The following is a 25,003-nucleotide window of genomic DNA, read 5'->3' as shown; positions in this document are numbered from 1 at the left end:
CAGGCAGGGTGAGGCTTCTCCATGGTTCGGTCGGTCGGGCAGCGGTATGACGACGCGCGTGAAGCGGTGTGCGCATGACCCGACCGGCACGCGTTCGGCCCACCCGAACCAGGCGATCCAGAGTCACCACCCTGCCGCAGCTGATGGCGACCGCCGTCGAGGCGAACCCGAGCGGCATCGGTGTCGCCTTCGCCGACGCCACCGGCACGCTGACCGAGCTGAGCTACGCCGAGCTCGATGAGCGCTCCACCAGGCTGGCGCGACTACTCATCGGCCGCGGTATCGGGCCCGAGCACCTGGTGGCCATCGGCATCCCGCGGTCGGTCGACTCCGTGATCGCGGTCTGGGCGGTGGCCAAGTCGGGCGCCGGGTTCGTGCCGGTGGATCCGAACTATCCGGCCGATCGGGTCGAGCACATGATCGTCGACTCCGGCGCGGTCTTCGGACTGACCGTCGCCGCGGTGCGCGACGAGCTGGCGGACCGGGTCGACTGGCTATCGATCGACACCCCCGACTGCGCCAGGCTGCTCGAGGAGTACCCGGCCGACCCGGTGACCTACATCGACCGGGTGCGGCCGCTACGCGCCGAGCATCCGGCCTACGTGATCTACACCTCGGGGTCGACCGGCAAGCCGAAGGGCGTCGTCGTCACCCAGGCCGGGCTGTCGAGCTTCTGCGAGGAGCAGCGCGAGCGGTATCGGGTGACGAATGATTCGCGGACTCTGCATTTCGCGTCGCCGTCGTTCGATGCCTCGGTGCTCGAGTTGCTGCTCGCGGTCGGCGGCGCGGCCACCATGGTGGTGGTCGCGCCGACGGTGTTCGGCGGCGAGGAGCTCGCGGCGCTGATCAGACGGGAAGGCGTGACGCACGCGTTCATCACGCCCGCCGCGCTGGCCTCGGTGGAACCCGCCGGGCTCGACGAGTTGCGCGTGGTGGTCGCGGGCGGTGAGGCATGCCCGCCGGAGTTGGTGCGGCGCTGGGCCGTTCCGGTGTCGGGCCGGCGGGTCCGTGAGTTCTTCAACGGGTACGGGCCCACCGAGACCACGATCATGACGAATATCAGTGCGCCGCTGGCCGAGGACGCGCCGGTGACCATCGGCGGGCCGATCCGCGCGGTCACCGAGTACGTGCTCGACGAGCAGTTGGTTCCGGTATCGAGCGGGGCGGTCGGCGAGCTGTACATCACCGGCGCACAGCTGGCAAGGGGCTATCACGACCGGGCAGGGTTGACGGCGGCACGTTTCGTCGCGAATCCGTTCGATGCCAACGGTTCCCGGCTGTACCGGACGGGTGACCTTGTGCGCTGGTCCGACTCCGGTGGGTTGGAGTACTTGGGCCGCAACGACTTCCAGGTGAAGATCCGCGGCTTCCGGATCGAGCTCGGCGAGATCGACGCGGTGCTCGCCGCGCACGAGACCGTCGATTTCGCGGTCACCGTCGGGCACAACCTCGACAGCGGCGCGACGATTCTCGTCTCCTATGTGCACTCCGCGCCCGGAATGTACGCGGACGCCGCGCAATTGGCCGCCGTCGCGGAGCAGAAGCTGCCCGCGCACATGGTGCCGACGGTGGTCATGGTGCTCGCCGAGATCCCGCTGACCCCGGTCGGCAAGCTGGACCGGGCCGCGCTGCCCGCGCCGCGCCTGCAGACCAAGGTGTTTCGCGCGCCGGTCGGCCCGCTGGAGGAACTGGTCGCCGATGTCTTCGCCGAACTGCTCGGGCCGGGCGCCCCGGTCGGCGCCGACGACGACTTCTTCGAACTCGGCGGCAATTCGCTCATCGCGACGCAGGCCGCCGCCCGGCTCGGTGCGGCGCTCGCGGCGCGGGTGCCGGCGCGGCTGATCTTCGAAACCCCGACGGTCGCGGGTCTCGCCGAGCGGATGGAGTCGCTGAAGGGCGCCGGTGACCGGCGTGCGCTCGCGCCGACCGAGCGGCCCGAGCACATTCCGCTGTCGCTGGCGCAGCAGCGGATGTGGTTCCTGAACCAGTTCGATACGGCGTCGGCGGCGAACAACATTCCGTTCGCCATCCGGCTGTCCGGCTCGCTGGATGTGTCGGCGTTGCAGGCCGCGATCACCGACGTGATCGAACGGCACGAGACGCTGCGCACCGTCTACCCGGCCATCGACGGCACCGGCTACCAGGTGATATTGCCTGCCGCGCAGACGGTTCCTGACCTGGCGCCGAAGCCGTTGGCCGAGCCCGAGCTGGTGGACTGGTTGCGCGGGCTCGCGTTGGCCGGGTTCGACGTCGCCGCCGAGGTGCCGTTGCGCATCGCGCTTGCCGAGCTGTCGCCGAGCGAACATGTGGTCGTTGTGGTCGTGCACCACATCGCCGCCGACGGCGCCTCGGTCGCCCCGTTCCTGCGAGACCTACTCGGCGCCTTCCTGTCTCGGCGCAACGGCGCACCGCCCTCGGTGCCGCCGCTGCCGGTGCAGTACGCCGACTACACGCTGTGGCAGCGCGAGGTGCTCGGCGACGAGAACGATCCCGAGTCGGTGGCCGCCGCGCAGATCGCCTACTGGCGCAACGCGTTGGCGGGCATCCCGGATCGGCTCGAGCTGCCCGCGGACCGGGCGCGTCCGGCCGTCGCCACCGGCGCGGGTGCCGAATACACCTTCGAGGTGGCCGCCGAGGTGCATCGCGGGCTCATCGAGCTCGCCCAGCGGGCGGGCGCCTCGGAATTCATGGTGGTGCACGCCGCCTTCGCGGCACTGCTCGCCCGGCTCACCGGCACCGACGACATCACCATCGGCACGCCCGTCGCCGGTCGTGGCGAGCGGGAGCTCGACGGGCTCATCGGCATGTTCGTCAACACGTTGGTGTTGCGCACGCCGATCGATCCCGGCGCCTCGTTCACCGAACTGCTCGCGGCGACGAAAGAGACGGACCTTGCCGCGTTCTCGCACGCCGAGCTGCCGTTCGAGCGGCTGGTCGAGGTGCTCGATCCGGTGCGCTCGCAGGCACACCACCCGCTGTTCCAGGTGGCGCTGTTCTTCCAGAACATGAACAAGGCGCAGGTCGAGCTGCCCGGATTGTCCGCGCACGCGGTCGATTTCGACGGCGCGGTGGCCAAGTTCGATCTGCAGCTGACCGTGGTGCCCAAGGCCGAGCAGGGGTTCTCGGCGCAGTTCACCTACGCCACTGACCTGTTCGACGAGTCGACGATCGCGGAGTTCGCGCAGCGCTTCGAGCGGCTGCTCACTGCCGTCGGCGCCGACCCGGCCCGCGCGGTCGGTGAGATCGACCTGCTCGCCCCGGCGGAGCTGGCGCGGATTCTGCTCGGCTGGAACGAGACCCGGCACGCGGTCACGCCCGAGCTGTTGCTCGACGGATATCGGCGGGCGGCAGCGGCATATCCGGAGGCCATCGCACTGGCCCACGAAGGTGCGACGCTCGCCCACCCGTCGCCCGACCACCACCCCTCATCGAGTCGCTTCGCGACGCTGACATACGCCGAGTTCGATGAGCGGGTCAACAAGCTTGCGCGGCTGCTGATTTCGCAGGGTATCGGCGCGGAGTCGTTGGTGGGCCTGGCGATTCGGCGTTCGCTGGATCTGGTTGTCGGTATGTATGCGATCGTGACGGCTGGCGGTGCGTACGTGCCGTTGGATCCGGATCATCCCGCCGAGCGGATCGCGCACATTCTCGATACGGCTAAACCTGCCTGTGTCGTAACAACTTCCGCCGATGCGATCGAGGTGCCGGTCGGTACGACGGTGCTGACCCTCGACACGGTCGACACCAGTGCGTTCGACGGTGCCCCGGTACGCCAGGAGGAATTGCTCCGGACGGTGCTGCCGCAGCATCCCGCCTACGTCATCTTCACGTCGGGTTCGACCGGACGGCCCAAGGGCGTCGCGATCTCGCACGCCGCGATCAACAACCAGATCGAATGGATGCTGACGCAGTACCCGCTCGGCACCGACGACGTGTACCTGCAGAAGACCGCGACCACCTTCGACGTGTCGCTGTGGGGCTTCTTCATGCCGCTGCGGGCCGGGGCGAAGCTGGTCGTGGCCACCAACGACGGGCATCGCGATCCCGTGTACGTCGCGGAAACCATTGCCGCGCAGCGCGTGACGGTGACCGACTTCGTGCCGTCGATGCTGACGGTGTTCGCCGCGCACACCACGGCCGGTGCCTGCCCGACCCTGCGCGACGTCTTCGTGATCGGCGAGGCGTTGCCACCGGAGACCGTCAGCGCGTTCCGCGCGGTATCGGATGCCCGGGTGCACAACCTCTACGGCCCGACCGAAGCCGCGGTGTCGGTGACCTATTGGCCCGCCGACGGCTCGGATACCCGCTCGGTCCCGATCGGGTTGCCGCAGTGGAACACCCAGGTCTACGTGCTCGACGCGCGCCTGCGCCCGGTGCCCGCCGGCGTGCCCGGCGAGCTCTACCTCGCCGGTGACCAGCTGGCGCGCGGCTACGTCCGGCGGCCTGACCTGACCTCCGATCGATTCGTGGCCGACCCGTTCGGCTTCGGCGAGCGCATGTACCGCACCGGCGACCTGGTGGTGTGGCGCGATACCACCGCCGATCGCTCGCATCGCCTGGATTACCTCGGCCGCACCGACTTCCAGGTCAAGTTCCGCGGCCAGCGCATCGAACTCGGCGAGATCGAGACCGCGCTGCTCGCCCAGCCCGCGGTGAACCAGGCGGTGGCGCTGGTCGGGCAGTCGGCGCTCGGCGATCAGCTGGTCGCCTACGTCGTTGCCGCGCCGCGACATTCGATCGAACAGCCGGAACTGCTCGCGGCCATCGCGGAAACGCTGCCCGCCTATATGATGCCGACCGCGCTCGTCGCGTTGGACGCCTTCCCACTGAACCCGAGCGGCAAGCTGGATCGCAAGGCGCTGCCCGAGCCGACCTTCACCGCGCGCGAATTCCGCGCGCCCGCAACGCCGGTCGAGGAAGTCGTCGCCGAGGTGTTCGGCGAGGTGCTCGGACTGGACCGAGTCGGTGCCGATGACGACTTCTTCGCCCTCGGCGGCAACTCGCTGATCGCCACCCGGCTGGTGGCCCGGCTGGGTGCCGCGGTGGACGCCAAGGTCGCGGTGCGGACGCTGTTCGAGACGCCGACGGTGCAGTCGCTGGCCGCCGCGATCGAGTCGAGGACGCACGACGAGCGGGGCGTGCCGCTCGGCAGCATCGCCCGGCCCGAGCAGTTGCCGTTGTCGCTGGCGCAGCGGCGGATGTGGTTCCTCAACCGTTTCGACCAGGCCGACGGCGATATCGCGGCGGCGGGTTCGGCCGCCTACAACTTGCCGTTCGCCCTGCGGCTGACCGGTGAGCTGGATGTCGCGGCGCTCGGTGCCGCCCTCGACGACGTGGTGAGCAGGCACGAAGTGCTGCGCACCGTGTACCCGGAGAGCGCGGACGGCCCGGTGCAGGTGGTGCTGCCCGCGAGCCGGGTAGCCCTGGATGTCACCGCCCATCCCGTCGCCGCGGCCTCGGTGCCCGGCGAGGTATACACCTTGGCGTCGACGCCGTTCGACGTGACCGCCGAGGTGCCGGTGCGCGTGCGGCTGCTCGAAATCGTCGACGGCACAGCGGGATCGGACTATGTCCTGGCCGTGGTGGTGCACCACATCGCGGCGGACGCGTCCTCGATGGGTCCGCTGGTGCGCGATGTGATGGTGGCCTATGCCGCGCGGACCGCGGGCGAGGCGCCAGGCTGGAATCCGTTGCGGGTGCAGTACGCCGATTACGCGCTGTGGCAGCGTGCGGTGCTCGGTGCCGAGACCGATGCGGAATCGATTGCCGCGCAGCAGATCAGCTTCTGGCGCAAGCAGCTCGCGGGATTGCCGGATCGGCTGGAGTTGCCGACGGATCGGCCGCGCCCCGCGATCGCGTCGATGTCCGGTGCGCGGGTGGATGTGCGGATCGATGCGGCAACGCACGCCGGTCTCGTCGAACTCGGTCGCGCGCACGGTGCGACGTTGTTCATGGTCGTGCATACGGCGCTGGCGGTGCTGCTTGCCCGGCTTTCGGGCACCGGCGATATCGCCATCGGCACCCCGGTGGCCGGTCGTGGCGAGCGTGAACTCGACGATCTGATCGGCATGTTCGTCAACACCGTCGTCTTCCGGGCGACCTTCGACGGCGGCGAATCGTTCACCGATGTGCTTGCCAGGCAACGCGATACCGACCTACAGGCATTCGCGCACGCGGACATTCCGTTCGAGCGGCTGGTGGAGGTACTGAACCCGCCGCGCTCGACCGCGCATCATCCGCTGTTCCAGGTCGGTCTGTCGTTCCAGAACATCGCGCGCACCGCGCTCGAACTGCCCGGCCTCGCCGTGGCCGGTGTCGACGCGGATCTCGATGTGTCGCAGTTCGATCTGCACCTGATCGTGGGGGACAGCTACGACGAGTCCGGCGCACCCACCGGCATCGGCGGCTTCTTCACCTATGCCACAGATCTTTTCGACGCCGCCACCGTGCACGGCTTCGCCGAGCGGCTGTCCCGGATCCTCGCCACCGTGGTAGCCGACGCCACGACACCCGTCGGCGATATCGACCTGCTCGCGCCCGACGAGCGCGACTCGGTGCTGGTGCGGTGGAACAACACCGCGCATCAGGTCGATACGGCCGCGACGCTGCCGTCGTTCCTGCAGCGGGCGGTACTGGCCGCGGCGCCCGAGGCCGTCGCCGTGGTGGCCGACCTGCCCAACGGTGCCCGCCACGAGCTGAACTACGTCGAGCTGGACACCAGGGTGAATCGTCTTGCCCGGTACCTGATCTCGATCGGTGTCGGACCGGAATCCCGGGTGGCACTCGCCTTCCGCCGCTCGGTCGACCTGGTCGTCGCGATGTACGCGGTCGCCAAGGCCGGTGGCGCGTATGTGCCGGTCGACCCGGACCAGGCCGCCGAACGCACCGGCTACATCCTCGAGACCGCGGCACCGCTCTGCGTGCTGACCAACGCGGACGCGGACTTCGACACCGAGGTGGCACCCGTGGTGCCCGTCGATGAGCTGGTCCTCGGTTCCTTCGCGAGCGGACCGCTCGCGGACACCGAGCGCCTCGCCCCCTTGCGGCCCGAGAACACCGCGTACGTGATCTTCACATCCGGGTCGACCGGCCGCCCGAAGGGTGTTGCCGTCGCGCACGCCGCGATCGCGAACCAGTTGCAATGGAAGGCAGCCGAATTCGGGCTCGCCGACGACGACGCCGTGCTGCTCAAGACGGCGGCCACCTTCGACCTTTCGGTGTGGGAGTTCTGGTCGGCGGTGGTCTGCGCGGGCAAGCTGGTGATCGCGGCGCCGGACGGGCACCGCGATCCGGCCTACCTCAACGACCTGATCGTCCGGGAATCGGTGACGACGCTGCACGTCGTCCCGTCCATGCTGGATGCCCTGCTTGTGCACACCGGCACCGAAACCACGCCGGACCCGTCGCCGCTGCGGCGCGTGCTCGCCATCGGCGAGGCACTGCCAGCCGCGCTGGCGCAGCGGTTCCTGACGGCCTATCCAAACGTGTTGCTGCACAACCTATATGGTCCCACCGAGGCAGCGGTGTCGATCACCGACCACCGCGTCACCGAGGCCGACCATGGCTCCGTGCCGATCGGCGCACCCGAGTGGAACAGCCAGACCTACGTGCTCGACGCCCGGCTTCGCCCGGTGCCGGTCGGCGTCTTCGGCGAGTTGTATCTGTCCGGTAGTCAGCTGGCGCGCGGCTACTTCGGTCGCGCCGATCTGACCGCGGATCGGTTCGTGGCCAACCCGTTCCGGTCCGGCGCGCGCATGTACCGCACGGGTGACCTGGTGGCCTGGAACCGTGCTGGTGCGCTGGAGTACCAGGGCCGCACCGACTTCCAGGTGAAGATCCGCGGGTTCCGTATCGAGCTCGGCGAGATCGAGGCCGCGCTGCTCGCGTTGCCCGAGATCGCGCAGACCGCGGTGGTCGCCAAGTCCGATCCCAAGACCGGCGATCGTCTGGTGGCCTATCTGGTCGCCGCCGCCGAACCCGTCGCCCCCGCTGGTCCCGCCACGTCCTTCGCCGTCCAGGCCGCCGCCTTCGCCGCGCAAGCCGCCGCCGAGGCCGGGACGCCAGACGATTCCGCCGGTCTCGATGTGGCACAGGTGAAGTCGGCACTGAGCGCCGCCTTGCCGTCGTACATGGTGCCGTCGGCGTTCGTGGTGCTGGATGCGTTGCCGCTCAACGTGAACGGCAAGCTGGATCGGAAGGCGTTGCCGGAGCCCGAGTTCGAGGCGCTGGTCTTCCGCGCGCCGTCGACGCCGATCGAGGAGATCGTCGCGTCGGTATACGCCGAGGTGCTCGGTGTCGAACGCGTCGGCGCCGACGATGATTTCTTCGCCCTCGGTGGAAACTCACTGCTGGCCACCCAGGTCGCCGCGCGCATCGGGGCCGCGCTGGATTCGCGGGTCCCCGTTCGTGCGCTGTTCGAGGCATCCACCGTCGCCGGGCTCGCGGTCAAGGTCGAACACACCGCGGGCGAGCACACGCGTAACCCGCTCATCGCCCAGCAACGCCCCGACCACATTCCGCTGTCCTCCGCCCAGCAGCGAATGTGGTTCCTCAACCAGTTCGACACCTCCGCCGCCGTCTACAACATCCCGGCCGCCATCCGCCTGTCCGGCGACCTCGATGTGGACGCGTTGCAGGAGGCCGTCGCCGACCTCGTCGCGCGCCACGAGATCATGCGCACCGTCTACCCCGAGACCATGAACGGTCCGGAGCAACGTGTCCTTGCGCCACACGAGGTTTCGGTGGACCTGGCGCCCGCGCAGATCGGCGAGGAACGCGTCGCGCACGAGGTGCAGCGCATCGTCTCCGCCGGTTTCGACGTCACCATGGAGGTGCCGTTCCGCGCCAGGCTGTTCCAGCTCGCTGGCAGCGAATACGTGCTGGTGTTCGTTGCGCACCACATCAGCGCCGACGGCTGGTCGATGGGCCCGCTGACCCGGGACCTGATGCTTGCCTACGCCGCCCGCAGCGGCGGCGAGGCGCCGTCCTGGTCGCCGCTGCCGATCCAGTACGCCGACTACGCGCTCTGGCAGCGCAGCGTGCTCGGTAGCGACGACGACCCCGAGTCGCTGGCCGGCGCGCAACTCGCCTATTGGACAACCGAACTCGCCGACCTGCCCGACGAGCTGAACCTGCCGACCGACCGGCCGCGCCCCGCGGCGCAGAGTTTCGCCGGCGGCAAAACGGATTTCGTCATCGAAGCCGACGTGCACGCCGCGCTGGTCGGCCTGGCCAAGCAGCACAACGCGACCCTGTTCATGGTCGTGCACACCGCGCTGGCGGTGTTCCTCGCCCGCATGTCCGGCACCGAGGATGTCGCCGTCGGCACCCCGATCGCGGGCCGAGGCGAGGCCGAACTCGACGATCTGATCGGCATGTTCGTCAACACGCTCGTCCTGCGCACCAGGGTCGCCGCCGACCTCGGCTTCACCGAATTGCTCGCGGCCAACCGGGAGACCGACCTGCGCGCCTTCGCCAACGCGGACACCCCGTTCGAGCGACTCGTCGAGGTCCTGGATCCGGAGCGTTCCGCGGGCAGGCACCCGCTGTTCCAGGTCGCGCTGTCCTTCGAAAACCTCGCCGCGACAAGCTTCGAACTACCCGGCCTGAACTTCGCCGCGCTCGACCCGTCGGCCGACACCGCCAAGTTCGACCTGCTGCTGACCATGCGCGAGCAACGCACCGAGGCCGGTGCCGAAGCCGGTCTCGCCGCCGAATTCACCTATGCCCGTGACCTGTTCGACGAGCACACGGTCACCGAGTTCGGCCGCCGCTTCCGCGGCATCCTGGCCGCCGTCGCACACGACCCGGACACCGCGGTCGGCGACCTGGAGATCCTGGACGAGTCCGAGCGGGCCGACCTGGTCTCCCGCGCGGGCGCCGACGCCGCGGCACCGCGCAGCCTGCCGGAACTGATGGCCTCCGCGGTCACCAGGAACCCCACCGGTGCCGCCCTCGTCGTCGGCGGCCGCTCCTTCAGCTACGTCGAACTCGATGCCGCCTCTTCGCAATTGGCGCGCACCCTCATCGATCGCGGTGCGGGACCGGATGTTCTGGTCGCGCTGGCGATCCGGCGCTCGGTCGAGTCGCTGCTCGCGCTGTGGGCGGTGGCCAAGACCGGGGCGGCGATCGTGCCGATCGACCCGACCTACCCGGCCGACCGCATCGCGCACATGGTTGCCGATTCCGGTGCAGCACTTGGCGTGACGCTCACCGCCGAGCTCGGCGGCCTGCCGACGATGGCGGGCGGCCGCCCCTGGTTCGTGCTCGACGATCGCGACTTCACCTTCGACGTCGCGTCCCGCTCGGACCGCCCGATCAGCCTCACCGAACGGCACGGCCCCATCCGGAGCACCAACGCCGCGTACGTGATCTACACGTCCGGCTCCACCGGGCTGCCCAAGGGCGTGGTGGTCACGCACGCCGGTCTTGCCAACTTCAGCGCCGAACAGGTGGAGCGCTACGAGCTCGACCAGACCACGCGCGCACTGGCTTTCGCGTCCCCGTCGTTCGACGCCTCGATGCTGGAGCTGCTCCTCGCGCTCGGCTCGGCGGGCGCGCTGGTGGTCGCGCCGCCGCAGACATTCGGCGGCGACGAACTGGCCGCACTGATCCGGACCGAGGGCGTGACGCACGCCTTCCTCACCCCGTCTGTGCTCGCCTCGCTCGATCAGGACGCGCTGTCCGGCATGCACGCCATCGTCGCCGGCGGCGAAGCGGTGCCCGCCGACCTGGTCGCCAAGTGGGCCGGCGCCGAGAACCGGCGCTTCCACAACGGTTACGGACCGACCGAGACCACGATCATGACCAATATCAGCGACCCGCTGCGGCCCGGGGAGCCGGTCACCATCGGCGGCCCGATCCGCGGCATGCGTTCGCTGGTGCTCGACCGCAGGCTGCGCCCGGTGCCCGAAGGTGTTGCGGGCGAGCTATATCTGGGTGGTATCCAGCTGGCGCGCGGCTACCACGCCAGGCCGGGACTCACCGCGGCTCGGTTCGTCGCCGACCCGTACGGCCGACCCGGCGAACGGCTCTACCGCACCGGCGATGTCGTGCGCTGGGGTCGTGCCGATGGCCCGCCGGTGGTGGAGTACGTGGGCCGCAACGACTTCCAGGTGAAGGTGCGCGGTTTCCGGATCGAACTCGGCGAGATCGACACCGCGCTCGCCGCGCAGCCAGGCGTCGAGTTCGCGGTCACCCTCGGCCGCGAATCCGGTTCCGGCGCGACCATGCTGGTCTCTTACGTGCTGCCCGCCAAGGACACAACGCTCGATGTCGCGGCGCTGTCCGAGCAGCTCGGTACCACCCTGCCGGAATACATGGTGCCGACGGCGATCGTGGTTCTTGACGAGATTCCGCTGACGCCGGTCGGCAAGCTTGATCGGCGCGCGCTGCCCGAACCGGCCATCGAGACGACCGCCTACCGCGCACCGCAGACCAAGGCGGAACTGACCATCGCCGAGGTGATCGGCGAGGTGCTCGGTGTCGAGCGGATCGGGCTCGACGACGACTTCTTCGCACTCGGCGGCGACAGCATCGTCTCCATCCAGGTGGTGTCGCGCTGCCGCGGCCGCGGCGTGACCTTCACCCCGCGTGACGTTTTCGAGTCGCGCACCGTCGCCGCGCTGGCCAAGGCGGCCGTGGTCGAGGACGGGCCCGGCGACGAGTCGGGCGACCTGCCGTTGACACCGCACGCGGCGCGACTGCTCGAAACCGGCGTCGAGGTCCGCGCCATCGCCCTGGACGTGCCGGAGAGCTGCGCCGTCGAAGCGGTGCACACTGCGGTCGGCAAGGTGCTCGACCAGCATCCGATGCTGTGGGTTCGACTCGACCGCGAGGGCGACTCCCCGGTACTGCGGATCCCCCCTGCCGACGAACGCACCGGCGAGGCATTCCGCCGCCTCGACGCGCAGCACGGCGAAACCACGCTGCCCATCGACGATGTGGTGCAGGCCGCCGCAGCGGCGCTCGATCCCGAACAGGGCCGCAACATCCACTTCGTGCTGACCGGCGGCCCCGAGGGCCGATCGACCCTGATCGTCGTCGCCAACGGCCTTGTCGTGGACGACATCTCATGGCGGACCATCGTCGATCAGCTGACCGCGGCATGGAGCCGCGGCCGCCACGCCGCCCCCGCGGCGCCGGAATCCGGCCTCGGCGTGCTCATCCGCGCGCTCTCGGCCAAGGCGCACGATCTGCGGACCGTCGGCGAGTTGGGCTGGTGGGAGCGGATTTTGGCGTCCGTGCCCGAGGGCACCGTCGCCGACGGACGCGACCTGCGCGCGCGTAGCCGGGTTTCGCTGGCCATCACCGCGGAAGGCGCCGCCGCGGTGGCCGCCGCTGCGGCGGCTTATCACGCGACGGTGGACGACGTCCTGCTCACCGCGCTCGCACTCGCCCTGCAGACATCGGCGGGCGAACCCGTCACGCGCGCAATCGGTTCGGTAGTCCGGCTGTCCGCCGACGAGCGGTCCGCGACCAATGCCGACGAGAGCATGGTCGGCGGCTTCACCACCGAATTCCCGCTTCCGTTGCGGCTCACCAGGATCGACGCGGACGACGCGCTCGTCGGCGGCCCGGCCGCGGGCGCCGCGCTCGCGCAGATCAAGGAGCTGCGCCGTTCGGTGCCCTCGCAGGGCGTCGGTTACGGCCTGCTGCGCTACCTCAACGCGGACACCGCCGCCGAACTGAGCGAGCTCGGTCGTGGCCGATTCGCGCTGCGCTACCGGGATCTGCGCCCGGCCAGGGTGCACACCGACACCACCGCCGACGACCTGCTGCTCGACCTGACCGTCGACGCCGCCGACGACGGCCTGGTCGCCCGGTTCGACTACGCCTCCGCCGCATTCGCCGGTGACGCGGTGAAAACCTTTGCCGAGCACTGGATCTACGCGCTCGGCGGGCTCGCCGAGCACGGCCTGCGCACCGACGGGGTTACCTTCACGCCGTCGGACTTCACGCTGGTTCGGCTGAAGCAGCCCGATATCGACCGCCTCGCCGCCGCCTACCCGAACCTCACCGACGTGTGGCCGGTGACCCCGCTGCAGTCGGGCATGCTGTTCCACGCGCTGCTCGCCGAGTCCTCCGTGGACGTCTACACCACCCAGTTCGTCCTCGACCTGGGCGGCGAGGTGCACGCCGGGCGGATGCACGCGGCGGCACAGGCCGTGCTCGACCGGCACGACAATTTGCGCGTCGCCTTCGCCGAGGACGCTGCGGGCAATCCGCTGCAGATCGTGCAGGATTCGATCGAAGTGCCATGGCGGCTCATCGATCTTGCCCAGCTCGAGCCCGCCGCCGCGGCCGCGGAACTGGCCGACATCAAGGCGGCCGACCTGGCCGATCACTTCGACATGCGGACCGCGCCGCTGCTGCGGTTCGCGCTGATCCGCTCGTCTGCCGATGCGTATCACCTGTTGGTGACCAGCCATCACATCCTGATCGACGGCTGGTCGATGCCGTTGCTGATGAAGGACCTGCTGACGCTATACGCGCTCGGCGGCAATTCCCGGCATCTGCCCAAGGTGCCGTCCTATCGCGGCTACCTGGCCTGGCTGGTCGCGCAGAAGGCGGACTCGGCGCGCGAAGCCTGGCGTGCCGCATTGAGCGGTATCACCGAGCCGACGCCGCTGGCACCGGTCGACCCCGGCCGCGAAATCTCCTCGGGCGTAGGCGAAGTCGGCTTCGAGCTGGCACAGTCCGACACCAACGCGCTCACCCGCCTTGCCTCGGGTCTCGGCGTCACGGTGAACACGGTCGTGCAGGCGGCCTGGGGTCTGTTGATCGGCCGCAGCGTCGACCGCGACGATGTGGTGTTCGGCGCCACCGTGTCCGGCAGGCCGCCGCAGCTCGACGGTGTCGAGAGCATGGTCGGCCTGTTCCTCAACGCGATCCCGGTGCGGGTGCGCCTCGGCGCCACCGACACCCTCGGCGGGCTGCTGCGCCAGCTGCAGGGTGAGCAGGCCGGGCTGCTCGACCACCACTACCTCGGGCTGAGCGACATTCAGGAAATCGTCGGTGTGGAAGGGCTTTTCGACTCCCTCGTGGTGTTCGAGTCCTTCCCCGTCGACCGTGACGGCCTGGACAAGGCCAGCGATATCGACGGCCTGAGCGTCACCGGTGTCGGCGCGGTCAACGGCACCCACTACCCGCTCACCGTGATGGTGGTGCTCGACAGTCAGCTGCGGGTGTCGGTGAAGTATCTGCGCGACCTGTTCGACGAGTCGGCGGCACAGGCGCTCGCCCAACGACTTTCGGCGTTGATCCGCCGGTTCGTGACCAACCCGCAGGCCCGCATCGCCGACATCGATGTGCTGCTCGACACCGAACGGGCCGAGCTGGCCGCCCGCAACGCCACCGAAGTGCCGGAGCTGCTGGACGACGCGACGCTGCTGTCCCTGTTCGACGCTCAGGTGGCGCGCACGCCGGAGGCCCCCGCGCTGCGCTACGGCGAAGTCACGCTCAGCTACGCCGACCTCGACCTGCGCTCCCGGGCGCTCGCGAACGAAATCGCGCGGTGGGGGATCGGCGCGGAATCGCGGGTCGGTGTGGCGATGCGGCGCGGCATCGACCTGGTCGTCACCATCTACGGGGTGTTGCGTGCTGGCGCTGGCTACCTGCCGATCGACCCGGATCACCCGGCCGAACGCAGCGAGTACGTCCTGACCAGCGCGAACCCGGCCTGCGTTCTGACAACCAGCGCCGACGCCTTCGTGACCGACACCGATATCGCGGTCGTCGCGGTGGACACGCTGTATCTGCCACTGGACGCGGTTGCGGTCGTGGAACCCGATATTCATCCGGACAACGTCGCCTACGTCATCTACACCTCCGGTTCCACCGGGCGCCCTAAGGGCGTGGTGATCACCCACCGGCAGATGGTCAACCAGTTCCGCTGGGCGCAGCGGACCTACCCGCACGACACCGGCGACGTGGTGCTGCACAAGACGCCGATCACCTTCGACATCTCCACCTGGGAGTTGTTCTGGCCCTTGCAGACCGGCGCCTCGATCGTCATCGCCGAACCCGACGGCCATCGCGACCCGGCGTACCTGGCCAAGACGATCGCCGAGAATGCCGTCAGCACGGTGCATTTCGTGCCGTCGATGCTGGACGCGTTCCTCGGACCGGACTTGGCGGCGCAGTACCCGAGCCTGCGTCGGGTGTTCGCCGCGGGCGAGGCGCTCACCGCCGAGACCGCGACGGCCTTCGCCGCCGCTCTACCGGACACCAGACTGGTGAACTGGTACGGGCCAGCGGAGGCGACGGTGGTCACCGACCATCCGGTGGAAGACGGTGCCGCGGTGTCGATTCCGATCGGTACACCGGTCGCCAACACGCAGGTGCACGTGCTCGACCGTCAGCTGCGCCCGGTGCCACCCGGCGCCGCGGGCGAGCTGTACCTCGCCGGCGTCCAGCTGGCCCGCGGCTACCTCGGCGCCCCAGCCCTCACCGCGGAGCGTTTCGTGGCGCACGAGGGCGGTGCGCGCCTCTACCGCACCGGTGACATCGTCCGCTGGCGCACCGATGCGCTGGAGTACTTGGGCCGCAGCGACTTCCAGGTCAAGCTGCGCGGCCAGCGGGTCGAGCTCGGCGAGATCGAAACCGTGCTGCTCGGCCTCGACTCGGTGCGCCACGCCGCCGTCGCCCTGGTCAGTGGCACCACCGGCGACCGGCTCGTCGCCTACCTGGTCGCCAAGCCGGGGGAGACCATCGACCAGACCGCGGCCCTGCTGCACGCCCGCGGCGCGCTGCCGTCGTACATGGTGCCGTCGGCGTTCCTCGTGCTGGATGCGTTGCCGCTCAACGCAAGTGGCAAGCTCGACCGCAAAGCGCTCCCGGTCCCCGAACTCGCCGCCCGCCCGTACCGGCCGCCGACCACCCCGCTGGAGCGGACCATCGTCGAGGTCTTCGCCGAAATCCTTGGCGTCGAGCGGGTCGGACTCGACGACGACTTCTTCGATCTCGGCGGCAACTCGCTGGTCGCCACCCGCGCGGTCAGCCGGTTGCGCACGCTCACCGGCGCCGAGGTCAGGGTGCAGTGGTTCTTCACCGACTCCACCCCCGGCGCGCTGGCCACCCGCATCCTCGCGGCGCTGGCCGGTGACCACGATTACGACCTCGACTCGAACGCCGCGCTCGGCGTGCTGCTGTCCATCCGCACCAGGGTGCCGCACGATATGGCCGCCGCCGCGCCGCTGTTCTGCATCCACCCGATGTACGGATTGTCTTGGTGCTATGCGGGTTTGGCCCGCTACGTGCCCGCGAGCAGGCCGATCTTCGGCCTGCAGTCGCCCGCGCTGACCGAGGACGGCTACCTGCCCGCCTCACTGGTCGAGATGGCGAGCCGGTATGTGGCCGAGATCCGCGCCGTGCAACCGCAGGGTCCGTACCGGCTGCTCGGCTGGTCGCTCGGCGGTGTGCTCGCGCACGCCATCGCGACCGAATTGCAGGCCGCCGGTGAGCAGGTCGCGCTGCTCGCCATGCTGGACAGCCATCCCGATATCGATGTCACGGACTTCCGTGCCGCGATCCGCGAGGCGCTCAGCGAACTCGGCATCGGTGCCGACGCGCTGCTGCCGACCGACGGCGACATCCACGACCTCAGCGAGGACGCACTCGCCGCGCTGCACGCCACCATCCCGCCGGACATGGCCGTGCTCACGCCGGAACGGGTGCGCCGGATCTACCGCAGCGCGGTGCGTTCGGCCGAGCTGATCGCCGAGCATCGCCCAGAGGTGTTCCACGGCAGGCTGGATTACTACAGCGCGGCTGGTCACGACACCGCGGCAGCCGGCTGGCAACCGTTCGTCGACGGTCGTGTCGAAGATCACCCGATCGGTGTCGCGCACGATCAGATGACCACGCCGGAGGCGCTGGCCGAGATCGGCCCGAGCTTGTCCGACCTGCTCGACCCTCGGGCGCACTAGATGCGGACGCGCGCATTCGTGACTCGCGAGCACTCCGCGCGGACGAAGGTGGGTCGGGCGCGCGAAGATCGGGGTAGCTCAGGCATGATGGGGCAACGTTGCGGTAACGCTCACCTCTTTTGCCACGACCACATAGCCCGTATGGTCTGGCGTGGTGTGCCAAGGGCCGCCACCGCAGGCACGTGGGGAACGCAGATGGAATCTCGAGACGAAGCGAAGGTGTGAAATTGATACGTCGACAGACCCGGCGCAGCGGTCTACGTGCCGCGGCGGCGATCGCGGCAACGGCGGTCCTTGCGGGAGTGATGACCGGTCTCGGCACGACCCCCGCGATGGCCGCTGATCCGATCATCGATGGCAAGAGCCTGCTCGCCAACCCGACCTCGGCGGACGGCTCGAAGATCACCAAGGCCGAGTACAAGGATGCGCGCAACATCCGGCTGTACGTGTACTCGGCGGCGATGGATCAGAAGGTCATCATCGACGTCCAGCGCCCGGCCGACGCCTCGGTGCCGCGGCCGACCCTGTACCTGCTCAACGGTGCTGGCGGCGGCCAGGACGACGCCTCCTGGCAGGCGAAGACCGATGCGCTGCAGTTCCTTTCGGACAAGAACGTCAACGTGATCCAGCCGATCGGCGGCAAGTGGAGCTACTACACCGACTGGATCAAGGATGACCCGGTACTCGGGCGCAACAAGTGGAAGACCTTCTTCACCGAGGAGCTGCCGCCGCTGGTCGACGGCGCGCTCGGCACCAACGGTGTGAACGCGATCGCGGGTCTGTCCACCTCGGGCACCACCGTGCTCGCGCTGCCGATCGCCAAGCCCGGCCTGTACAAGGCGGCCGCGGCCTACAGTGGCTGCGCGCAGACCAGTGACCCGGTCGGCTCGGAGTTCGTCAAGCTCACCGTCGAGACCTGGGGTGGTGGCAACACCGACAACATGTGGGGCCCGCAGGGTTCGCCGGAGTGGGCGGCCAACGATCCGTACGTGCACGCCGACGGCCTGCGCGGACTCGACCTCTACATTTCGACCGGCAACGGTCTGCCCGGCCAGTACGACACCCTCGACGGCAAGTACGCGCTCCCGGGCGCCTACGGTCTGGCCAACCAGATCATCATCGGCGGCGTGATCGAGGCGGGCACCAACTTCTGCACGAACAACCTCAAGGGGAAGCTGGACTCGCTGGGCATCCCCGCGACCTACAACTTCCGCAACACCGGCACCCACTCGTGGGGCTACTGGCGCGACGAGTTCCAGCGTTCGTGGCCCGTGCTGGCCAACGGTTTGGGCATCTGACCGGCCCGCTAAATACCGACCGACCGCCTGGTTATACCGTTGGGTATGACCAGGCGGTCGGCTTTTACGGGTAGCACTAACGAAAAAGTTCGGGAACCCGTAAAATTCTGTTCTGTGAGTGCAACTGTGGTCGAGTCCGCTAGATCCGCGTCCCAGCGGGCCCGCGCGGCCAGCCTGCTGCTCGGGCCCGCCTTCGTGGCGGCGATCGCGTACGTCGACCCGGGTAACGTCGCGTCCAATATCAGCGCGGGCGCGCAGTTCGGGTATCTGCTCGTGTGGGTCATCGTGATGGCCAACGTGATGGCGGGGCTGGTCCAATTCCTTTCGGCCAAGCTGGGATTGGTGACCGGCATGTCCTTGCCGGAGGCGGTGCGGGCACGGTCGAACCGGTCGACCCGGCTTGCCTATTGGGGACAGGCCGAGGCCGTCGCGATCGCCACCGATCTTGCCGAGGTGGTCGGCGGCGCGATCGCGCTCAACCTGCTGTTCCAGCTGCCGCTGCTGGTCGGCGGCGTGATCACCGGCGTGGTGTCGATGGGTCTGCTGCTGGTGCAGGACCGGCGCGGGCAGCGGCCGTTCGAGCGGGTGATCACCGGGCTGCTCGCCGTCATCGCGATCGGCTTCCTCGCCAGCCTGTTCATCGCACCGCCCTCGATCGGCGCCACCCTCGGCGGACTGCTGCCGAGATTTCAGGGCGCCGAGAGCGTGCTGCTCGCGGCGGCCATGATCGGCGCGACCGTCATGCCGCACGCGGTGTACCTGCACTCCGGCCTGGCCAGGGACCGGCACGGGCACCCGGAGGCCGGACCGATGCGGGTCCGGCTGCTGAAGATCACCAAGATCGATGTCGTGCTGGCCATGGTGCTCGCCGGCACGGTGAACCTGGCGATGCTGCTGATGGCGGCAACCACGTTGCGCGACCGCGAGATCGAGACGCTGCAGGACGCGCACACCGCCGTCGGCGACGCCCTCGGCCCGATCGCGGCGCTACTGCTCGCCATCGCCCTGCTCGCCTCCGGCCTGGCCTCGACCTCGGTCGGCGCCTACGCGGGCGCAATGATCATGCAGGGCTTGCTACGCCGCCGAATCCCACTCCTACTGCGCCGCCTGATCACCCTGATCCCCGCCCTCGTCATCCTCGCCGCCGGTATCGACCCCACCCGAGCCCTGATCATCTCCCAGGTAGTCCTATCCTTCGGCATCCCGTTCGCATTGATCCCCCTGGTACGTTTCACCAGCGACCGAGTCCTGATGGGCACCGACGTCAACCACCGCATCACCACCGCCCTGGCCTGGCTGATCGCCGCCATCATCTCGATCCTCAACGTAGTCCTCATCTACCTGACCATCACCGGCGCATAAAGCGGAATCCGCACCCACACTCGGGAGCCGCACCGCCTTTAGGCCCCTATTCCGAGTGCGGCTCCCAAGTCAGGGTGCGGATTTGCCGATACCGGGTGGTTGGGGGGTTGGGGGTTAGGCCCAGTTTTCGATCCAGTACTTCCAGATCAGGGGGGTGTAGCCGGCGAGTGGGGGGACCTTGATGTCGGTGCCTGTTAGGGCGGTTGTGGTGTTGTGGCAGTCGAACCAGCAGGTGAACTCGCTGTGCTCCAGTACATCTCGGGGGACGCCGATGCGGGGGAGGACCCAGCTTGCGCCGGGCACCTGCAGCACCATGTCGAGGGCGCGCTTCGGCATCACCTCGACCAGGTGCGGCGCACCGGCCTCGTCGGCGAACAGGTTCAACGCTTCGGCCACGCTCTGTCTGCGTGGGTCGACCAGGTGATAGGTCGTCGCGTCCGAGCCTGGTTGGTGCGCAAGATGATCCAGCGCGCGTGCCACGAAATCGACCGGCACCATGTTGGTTTCGCCGAGCTTGGGCACCAGCACCGGCAGGATTCTCGGCAGCTGCGCACCCATCCGCAGCAGTCGAAAGAAGTAGTAGGGCCCGTCGATTCGGTCGATCTCGCCGGTCCTGGAATGGCCGATCACGATCGAGGGCCGATAGATGCGCCAGGGCAGCGCGGCAGCGCGGACGATCCGCTCGGCCTCGAACTTGGCCCGCTGCGTCGGCGTGGCCAGCACCTGACCCTCGTCGAACATGTCCTCGGTGAACAGGCCCTCCGTCGCACCGGCCACCTCGACGGTCGAGACATGATGCAGCAGACCGGCTTTCAAGCTCTCGGCGACATCGACCACATGCCTGGTGCCGTCGCCGCGCTCGGCGAGGTCGTAGCTCGACGCCAGATGGAAGACATGGTCGATCGCGCCGCGATGCTTGGCGAGCCAAGCCGGATCGATACCCAGACCGGGCGCGCCGAGATCGCCGGGCACCGCACGCACCCGATCCGCGCCGTCCCATTCGCGGGCACAACAGGTGAACCGGTCGGCGGACTCGGCGCCGGGCCGCACCAGCACATGGATTTCACCCTCGCGTTTCAACAGCTCGGGGATGAGGAACCGACCGATGAACCCTGTTGCCCCGGTAACCAGGTAGCCCATAGCAAGTGAGCTTATCCGCCTCTCCGCGTCTTCAGGCCAGACACGTGCAGGTTGGGAGTGGCGTTGGCGGCCGGCGGTGAGGTTGTCGGTGAGTTAGCCCGTGCCCGGTGAGTTACCCATGTGCTCGCGAGATCAGTTGTTATGTAGCGCAGTTCCGAGTTGGACCTGTGATCAGTCTTTGAAGACCGCCTTGCGTTTGGTGAGCATCGCGGTTGCTCCTTCGATGAAGTCGGCGGACTTCAATAGTTCGCCCTGGCCGGTCTTTTCGGCTTCCAGGGCCGTGTCGAGGGCGGTCAGTGTCGCTTGGTTGAGGGCCTTCTTAGTGAGTTCAAGTGCGCGGCGCGGGCCCGCGGCGATCTTCGCTGCTGCGGCTTCGACTTTCGCGTCGAGTTCGGCCTCGGGGACCACCGCGGTGAACAAGCCCGCTCGCTTTGCGGCGGGGGCGGGCAGGCGCTCGCCGAGTAGGGCCATCTCCGCGGCGAGGGGACGGCCCGCCGCAGCGGCGACCATGGCGGCCGCGCCGCCGTCGGGCATCAGGCCGATGTTGATGAAGGCCAAGAGAAGGTAGGCATCCTCGCTGGCGTAGACGAGGTCGGCGGCCAGCGCGATGCCGACACCAACGCCGGCCGCGGCGCCTTTGAGGCGGACGATCACCGGTACCGGGGCGTCGACGATCGACTTCACCAGGCGGTTCGCGACATCCATCACCATGTCGGAGGTGATGCCGCGCTTGGCCTCGCCCGCGCTGGCCGACAGGTCGGCGCCGGTGCAGAAATCGCCGCCCTCGCCGGTCAGCACGATCACCCGCACCGAGCGGTCCTCGGCGGCCGCGACGAAGGTGTCGCCGAGGGCGACCATGGTGTCGTAGTCGACGGCGTTCTTGCGTTTCGGCTTGGTGATCGTCACCCGCAGCACCTTGCCGTCGTGCACCGCCGAAAAGCCCGCCGTTGGCGTGGAGGACGCGGCTACTGCCGCGGAATCGTTATTGCTCATGTCTGCTCCTACGCTGGAACTCAGCGGCTACCCTGCCATGAATACTGGTTAACTTTGCGAATTGTGGTTAACTTAGGTTCCATTGTCGGGCGCTGTCAACCAGCGGCGCCGCCGGAGAACGGAGAGGTGCATGGTCGCGGATCGCAGCGAGGTCGGCCTCGCTTCCGCGCGGCCGGACGCCGATGCCGCGGCGGGCCGGGCGGCGGGTGCGCCGGTGCGCCGTCGGCCCAAGGATCGCAAGGTGCAGATCATCCGGGCGGCCGCGCGCGCGTTCAGCGATCGCGGGTACTACCCGGTCGGCGTGGACGAGATCGCCGCCGAGGTCGGGATTTCCGGGCCCGCGCTGTATCGGCATTTCACGAACAAGTACGCGTTGCTCGTCGCGGCCGCCGAAGAGGGCGCGCGGCACCTGCTGACCATTGCCCGTGCCGCGGACAACGCGCAGCTCGAACCGGCCGCGCGGCTGGACGCGCTGATCAGGGCGCTCAGCGAATACACCATCGAGATCCGCCGCGAGGCCGGGCTGTACCGCTGGGAGCGGCGCTACCTGGAACGCGAAGATCGCGTCCGGATCAGGAAGATCTACGACGACCTGAACGGCACCCTCGCCGAACCGATCGCGCTGCTGCGGCCCGACGCGCCGCCCGCCGATGTCGCGATGCTGGCCGCCGCCGTGCTCAGCGCGATCGCCAGCATCTCCGCGCACCGCAGCGCGCTGTCCGGTGCGAGGCTGCTGCCACTGTTGCGCGACATGTCGTGGGCGATCCTGCGCGCCGAGCTGCCGCCCGCGCCGCCGGAACCGGATCCTGGGCCCGTCACGCGTGGCCTGCCGGTGTCGTCGAAGCGCGAACAGCTACTCACCGAGGCGATCCGGATCTTCGGCAGGCAGGGCTATCACGAGGCGAGCATCGAGGAGATCGGCGCGGCCGTCGGCATCAACGCCTCCAGCGTGTACCGCTACTTCGCGAGCAAGTCCGACCTGCTCGCCGCCGCGTTCTACCGGACGGGCGACCGGGTCGCGCTCGCGATCACCGAGGCGCTGGCCGAGGCGACCAGCCGCGAGGACGCCGTGCGCGGGATCGCCGAGCGTCAGGCCCGCCTCACCTTCGCGATGCCGGAGATCATGCCGGTCTACTACGCCGAATTCAGCAATCTGCCACCGGCCGAACAACATAAACTGCGCGCCATCCAACGCCAGAACGTCCTTGAATGGGCGAACCTGTTGGACGGCGACCCCGTCGAGGCTCGCTTCCGCGTGCACGCCGCCATCGGCCAGGTGATCGACGTCGGCCGCCTCCTCCGATTCGACTCCCGCCCACCACAATTGGCCCGGGTAACCGCACTCATGCGAGCCGTCCTGCTCGGTCCGAAGGCCTAACCGCACCGAAAGCCAAGGGGCGTGCGGCAATTCAGGTGCGGCGGCCGTGCCGGATGCGAAAGATGGTCTTGGCCAAGCGTAAATGGCGCGGGTGACGGTCGAACGTTGACAGGTTGACCGGCGCCTTGTAGCGCTTGCGGGCGATGGCCAGGGTGTGGCTGAACTCCCGCAGTCCCTGATCGCCGTGGCTGTGGCCCTGACCGTATTCGCCGACACCGCCGAAGGGCAGCGCGGGTATGCCCGCGTAGGCGGTCGAGGAATTGATGGTGACCACGCCGACGCGCAGGTGCTCGGCGAAGGTCTCGATCTCGTGCACGTCCCTGGTGAACACCGACACCGCGACATCGTTGCCGACGGCGTTGATGCGCTGCGCGGCCTCCTCCATGCTGGTCACCTTGTTCACCACCAGCACCGGCCCGATGCCCTCGCCGGTGATCGCCAGGCTCTCTTCGGGCACCTCGGCGAGCACGACGGGTTCGATATACGGCTCGCGAATCGAATCAAGTCCGCCGACCACGGCGCGGCCGCCGCGGGCAAGCGCGTCGCGAATCTGCCTGCGCACCACCTCGACCTGTGATTCCAAGATCATCGGGCCGTACGACGCGCGCTTGTCGGCGCCGGGACGCAGCTTGCCCGCCTGCGCGACGACCAGCTCCAGGAATCCGTCGTACACCGACTCCGCGACATAGGCCCGCTGGATCCCGGTGGCGTTCTGCCCGGCATTGGCCATCGCCCCGAACACCGCGGCCTCGGCGGCGTCGTCGAGCTTCGCGTCGACGTGCACGACCATGCTGCCCTTGCCGCTGCGCTCGACCACCACCGGCGTCATCGTCTGCGTACACAGCGCGATCACCTCGCGCGCGCCGGAATCCGAACCGGCATAGGCGATCTTGTCCACCTTGGCCCGGCACAGCGCGTTGCCGGTCGCGTGGTCGCCGGTAACCACTTGCAGCACCGGCTGATTCGGCGCGAGCCTGGTCCAGCTGTCGGCCAGCCAGACGCCGACGCCGGTGGTCAGCTCGTGCGGTTTGAACACCACCGTGTTGCCAGCGGCCATCGCGTAGGCGATCGAGCCCATCGGTGTGAACACCGGGTTGTTCCACGGGCCGAGCACCCCGATCACGCCGAGCGGCAGGTAACCGACCGAGGCGCGCTGATTGCGGGTGAGCCAGGTTGAACCGAGCTTGTGCCTGCCGAGCGCGCGCGCCGCGTTACGGGCCGCCCAGTCGAGGTTCTCGACCGCGAGCATCACCTCGATTGCCGCGTCCGCCTCCGGTTTTCCGGTCTCCTCGGACAGGATCTCCACCAATTCGCCTGCGCGACGGGCGATATCGCGTTTCCAGTCGAGCAGCCAGCGCTTACGACCGTTGAATCCCAGCTCGGCCCACCATTTTTCGGCCGTTCGGGCACCGCGCACGGTGCGGTTGATTTCGCCAGCGCCCATCACGGCGTAGTTGCCGACGGTCTCGCCGGTGCGCGGGTCATAGGATGTCAGCACGTTCGATCGGCCCGATCCTCCGGGCTGCGCCGCCACTCGTGGCTGCGCGGACTCGGCCATGATCACCTCTCGCAGTATCGAAATCGGCGTACGGGCCACTTGCGAGGCGGCCGCCGCGGACGAGTGAGTGTGTTCCCCCAATTAGCAGACTATGGTCGCCGCGACGGGCCGACAAGGCTCGTCCGCCGCCACCGCGCTGCCCTTGACACGGTCGACCAGCGCCGATTCGCGCCGCGCCGGACCCATATTCGCGTGTGTGAGTAACGACACATTTAGTTCGCGCTCCTGTTGGGTACCGCGCGGGCGGCCCGGTGCGAACCCTGCATGCCGGTAACATCACGCCAAGCGCTACGGATCTCCTAGGGGGACGTATACGCGCGCGCTCCGGCGGCCACGAGCCGCCGCA

At 68.8% G+C, this 25,003-nt stretch carries 7 protein-coding genes; 4 read left to right on the top strand and 3 right to left on the bottom strand.

Annotation, left to right across the window (positions count from 1 at the left end):
* Positions 1 to 74: 74 nt before the first annotated feature.
* From OG203_RS21035 to OG203_RS21025, 3 genes are all read left to right on the top strand, one after another.
* On the top strand, positions 75 to 16,928 hold the full coding sequence (locus OG203_RS21035; protein WP_405167324.1) for an amino acid adenylation domain-containing protein: 16,854 nt from the start codon (positions 75 to 77) through the stop codon (positions 16,926 to 16,928).
* Positions 16,929 to 17,233: 305 nt separating this feature from the next.
* Entirely contained in the window at positions 17,234 to 18,226 is a 993-nt protein-coding gene (locus OG203_RS21030) for an alpha/beta hydrolase (RefSeq protein WP_405167935.1), read from the top strand.
* A 126-nt stretch (positions 18,227 to 18,352) separates the two neighbouring features.
* Complete coding sequence (locus tag OG203_RS21025; protein ID WP_405167934.1) at positions 18,353 to 19,588, top strand: Nramp family divalent metal transporter; 1,236 nt, start codon at positions 18,353 to 18,355, stop codon at positions 19,586 to 19,588.
* A 114-nt stretch (positions 19,589 to 19,702) separates the two neighbouring features.
* On the opposite strand, the gene OG203_RS21020 is transcribed toward OG203_RS21025, so the two are convergent.
* Together OG203_RS21020 and OG203_RS21015 are read right to left on the bottom strand one after the other, a co-directional pair.
* Complete coding sequence (locus OG203_RS21020) at positions 19,703 to 20,728, bottom strand: SDR family oxidoreductase (protein ID WP_405167323.1); 1,026 nt, start codon at positions 20,726 to 20,728, stop codon at positions 19,703 to 19,705.
* A gap of 171 nt (positions 20,729 to 20,899) precedes the next feature.
* A complete protein-coding gene (locus OG203_RS21015; RefSeq protein WP_405167322.1) occupies positions 20,900 to 21,721 on the bottom strand; it encodes an enoyl-CoA hydratase-related protein in 822 nt (273 codons plus the stop codon).
* A 130-nt stretch (positions 21,722 to 21,851) separates the two neighbouring features.
* On the opposite strand from OG203_RS21015, the gene OG203_RS21010 reads away from it, so the two are divergent.
* Positions 21,852 to 23,099, top strand: a complete 1,248-nt coding sequence (locus tag OG203_RS21010) for a TetR/AcrR family transcriptional regulator (RefSeq protein WP_405167321.1) — start codon at positions 21,852 to 21,854, stop codon at positions 23,097 to 23,099.
* 31 nt (positions 23,100 to 23,130) lie between these two features.
* Here OG203_RS21010 and OG203_RS21005 read toward each other — a convergent pair whose 3' ends face one another.
* On the bottom strand, positions 23,131 to 24,657 hold the full coding sequence (locus tag OG203_RS21005) for an aldehyde dehydrogenase family protein (protein WP_405167320.1): 1,527 nt from the start codon (positions 24,655 to 24,657) through the stop codon (positions 23,131 to 23,133).
* Positions 24,658 to 25,003: the final 346 nt, after the last annotated feature.

The sequence above is a fragment of the Nocardia sp. NBC_01499 genome (assembly GCF_045040275.1).
Taxonomy (GTDB): Bacteria; Actinomycetota; Actinomycetes; order Mycobacteriales; family Mycobacteriaceae; genus Nocardia.
This window is presented reverse-complemented; position numbering and strand designations above follow the sequence as displayed.

What these genes read in the sequence shown, in the direction of transcription:
- OG203_RS21035 (WP_405167324.1), top strand. Translation starts at nt 75, where the DNA reads ATGACCCGACCGGCACGCGTTCGGCCCACCCGAACCAGGCGATCCAGA.
- OG203_RS21030 (WP_405167935.1), top strand. Translation starts at nt 17,234, where the DNA reads ATGACCGGTCTCGGCACGACCCCCGCGATGGCCGCTGATCCGATCATC.
- OG203_RS21020 (WP_405167323.1), bottom strand. Translation starts at nt 20,728, where the DNA reads ATGGGCTACCTGGTTACCGGGGCAACAGGGTTCATCGGTCGGTTCCTC.
- OG203_RS21005 (WP_405167320.1), bottom strand. Translation starts at nt 24,657, where the DNA reads ATGGCCGAGTCCGCGCAGCCACGAGTGGCGGCGCAGCCCGGAGGATCG.
- OG203_RS21010 (WP_405167321.1), top strand. Translation starts at nt 21,852, where the DNA reads ATGGTCGCGGATCGCAGCGAGGTCGGCCTCGCTTCCGCGCGGCCGGAC.
- OG203_RS21015 (WP_405167322.1), bottom strand. Translation starts at nt 21,721, where the DNA reads ATGAGCAATAACGATTCCGCGGCAGTAGCCGCGTCCTCCACGCCAACG.